The organism is Bacteroidota bacterium (assembly GCA_030706565.1).
Classification (GTDB): domain Bacteria; phylum Bacteroidota; class Bacteroidia; order Bacteroidales; family JAUZOH01; genus JAUZOH01.
Genome location: JAUZOH010000479.1, coordinates 1 through 2679 on the forward strand (window position 1 = coordinate 1; position 2679 = coordinate 2679).

General features: G+C 36.8%; 3 protein-coding genes and 1 pseudogene. 2 read left to right on the forward strand and 2 right to left on the reverse strand.

What is annotated here, in order from left to right; translation table 11 throughout:
- Window positions 1-200 precede the first annotated feature (200 nt).
- Together Q8907_15760 and Q8907_15765 are read left to right on the forward strand one after the other, a co-directional pair.
- A pseudogene (locus Q8907_15760) lies at window positions 201-335 on the forward strand (GIY-YIG nuclease family protein).
- Window positions 336-337: 2 nt separating this feature from the next.
- On the forward strand, window positions 338-514 hold the full coding sequence (locus tag Q8907_15765; GenBank protein MDP4275726.1) for a hypothetical protein: 177 nt from the start codon (window positions 338-340) through the stop codon (window positions 512-514).
- 387 nt (window positions 515-901) lie between these two features.
- Here the strand turns inward: Q8907_15765 and Q8907_15770 are convergent, their stop codons facing one another.
- Both Q8907_15770 and Q8907_15775 read right to left on the reverse strand, forming a co-directional pair.
- A complete protein-coding gene (locus Q8907_15770; protein MDP4275727.1) occupies window positions 902-1717 on the reverse strand; it encodes an arginase family protein in 816 nt (271 codons plus the stop codon).
- A 102-nt stretch (window positions 1718-1819) separates the two neighbouring features.
- Complete coding sequence (locus tag Q8907_15775; GenBank protein MDP4275728.1) at window positions 1820-2527, reverse strand: DNA alkylation repair protein; 708 nt, start codon at window positions 2525-2527, stop codon at window positions 1820-1822.
- Between the last annotated feature and the right edge of the window lie 152 nt (window positions 2528-2679).

Consider the following 2679-nt stretch of genomic DNA (forward strand, 5'->3'; position numbering starts at 1 on the left):
GGGCGTCGCCTATATTGATAAACTACAGGATAAAGTTAAGGTTCTTAAACTTTCAATATAAACAATTACCGGTAAGTCAAGAAAACAATGAAGGATGCACGAACACAGCCAATGGCTGGAAAAGTAAGAATTTGAATGAGACCTTATCACATATTAATTTGCCATTGTGTATTAAATATCTATAAATAAAAATATTAGATATGAAATTCGGTAAAACAATCAAAATATTTCTGATTGATGGAGACCCAAATGGCCGGATGACTTGCGAACTGTCAAACTGGACGGGTAAAGCCTATAAAATTCCAAGAATCAAAATAAAAGATTATACGGATCGCGATTGACAGAATGGAAACTTAAAGACGGACATACCCTGAAAGAATATGAGACAATGGGTAAAAGAATAGTGGTTTTTCCGGCTTTAGCCAAATATTCTGGTATTATTCTGGTATTATTTTGGTATAATGTTGGGCTAAAGCCCAAGAAATACTTTATATCCTTTGCATCCGTCAGCTGAAGCTGACGGCAATGAAAGATAAATCAAGGAAAATGAAAGCTGAAGCTGACGGCAATAAATTCCAAAATCGAGGGCAATGAAAAGCCGAAGCTAATGGAAATAAATAGCAAAATATTATATTAATTGATTCCGGATGATTCTATATCCGGACCTCCTTTAGAATTCCTGAAAAAATATAAAATTCGATACATGGAATTGAAAACATGTTAATCATGTAAATCCTGTCTTTGCATTTTAAGAGACATACCATTTTTCCTTTGCATGTTTTCCAAATGATGACAATGCAATTCGATTTTTAGCTGAAACCTTGGCTTCACAAGAAGAATGGGATTATTCTGATTCACGAACTAAAACCAATAATTTTGACATCTCCAAATTTATTCTAAATCAATAAGTTGAAACATGTGAATCCTTAATAGAATAATCATTAACTTTTGAAACAGTTGATAAACCCTGCATTCTCAGAACCAGGTTTGCAAGTTCTTTGTTGGCCTGGTTATTCAGTGTTTCGTCCCTTTGAAGTTCAAAGAAATCCAATGTGGCAGAACACTCACCGCAGATGTCAATTCCGATGATATCTTGCCTCCTGAGTATTATGGAAAGCAGTTTTTCAAGCTCGCCCAGTGAAAGGGAACCCTGGTCCCAGTTTGTAACAGCCGACTCCGTATTCAGTATATCCTTGTCTACCGAAATATAAACCGGTTCATCGATATGCTCCTGTGCAAATTTTTTCCAGGTTTCTTCATGATCAAGCGATTGTTCGCTGTAAAACTCCAGTTTGCTGTTGTATTTTGTATCAATCGTCTTGATCAACGGTTCAGAGGCCCCGATAATACAAACCTTTTTCACGAAGGGGTTGGTATCCAGCACTTCTTTTACCCAGCAGCCGCAAGAAAGGAGGTTGTCAAACAGGCTGGGCTGCATGTCGGGGTGATGATCAAAGACAACTAGGGAAAAGGGGTATTTTATTTTATCTGTCCAAAGTTTGCTGACATAATGATAGTTGCCAGAATCGATGAAATGTATCCCTTCGGGATCGAAAGGAGAGAGCTTTTCCCTCAGTTTTTTAATGGCTTCTTCGCCACAATAACAGCTCGTTCCATATATTTCACTGCAGTCTAGCCATCTGAACTGAGGGTTGCTCAGAAAACGTTCCTGCTCGTATATATGACTGAAATTCATGATCAAAATTTCCGGTTTCATGATCTTATTCTAACCAAAAACATTCATTATAAAGTTAAGGATTTGACGTAGTGATGATAAACTATGAGAAAATAATGCATCAACAATACCTTTAACGTTGAATCATTTTTCCATAGCCCTGCTTTTCAAATCTGCAGGCATTTTTTCAATGGCATAGCGCAAAGCGGTACGGGGCATAACAGCTTTATTTTTCATCACATAGTCAAAAACCTTATCCTGGTTTGCCTGACTGACGACTTTAAGCACCCAGCCGTAACCTTTCTGCACCAGATCTTCCTTGTCCATGAGCAAAATATCAGCAATCTCAAAAATATCATCCAAAAACTTGCCCTTTCGGGCAGGAACAATCAAAGATACAGCCGCTGCCCGGCGAATCCACCGGTTGTTCGACCTTGCAAAATCCTTTAGCCGTTCAATATATCCGGGATACATTTCAATAAATTCCCCTACCGTGTGGTTACATAGGGTATCGCAACTTGCCCAATTATCCACATACTGGTTTATCCATCTTTCAAATAGTTGAAAATCCTCCGGTTTATATTCTTTATGAACAGTATACGACCAATTGCAGGCAATGATTGATTCTTCCCAATATCCTGATTGCCATAAACATTCGCACAATTCAAATATTTTTGTTTTTGTCCTGGGATCAATGAGTTTATAAAACTCTTTGCTGATTTTGTTGACAACCGGAACTTTTACACCATAACTTTTAATTGTTTCTTTAAAAAAACGCTGACTGCTTGCCAACGTTTTTTCGTCGCTGTTGTTTTTAAGTTCTTCCCGGATTTTTTCGAGTAGTTTTTCCATAATCGACTAATTATCAATATTTTTATTCTGAATCTTTATTTAATTACCTGTAATTCTTTCAATATTTTTTTTGTCAGCTCTATCTGATAATTATTTTTCAAGTCACCTAGGTTACGAACAATTAAGTTCATGGCAAATATTTTTGTTCCTGA

Bases quoted from the DNA above. Each gene is read 5' to 3' on its own strand.
- Q8907_15775 (MDP4275728.1), bottom strand. From the start codon at position 2,527: ATGGAAAAACTACTCGAAAAAATCCGGGAAGAACTTAAAAACAACAGC.
- Q8907_15770 (MDP4275727.1), bottom strand. From the start codon at position 1,717: ATGAAACCGGAAATTTTGATCATGAATTTCAGTCATATATACGAGCAG.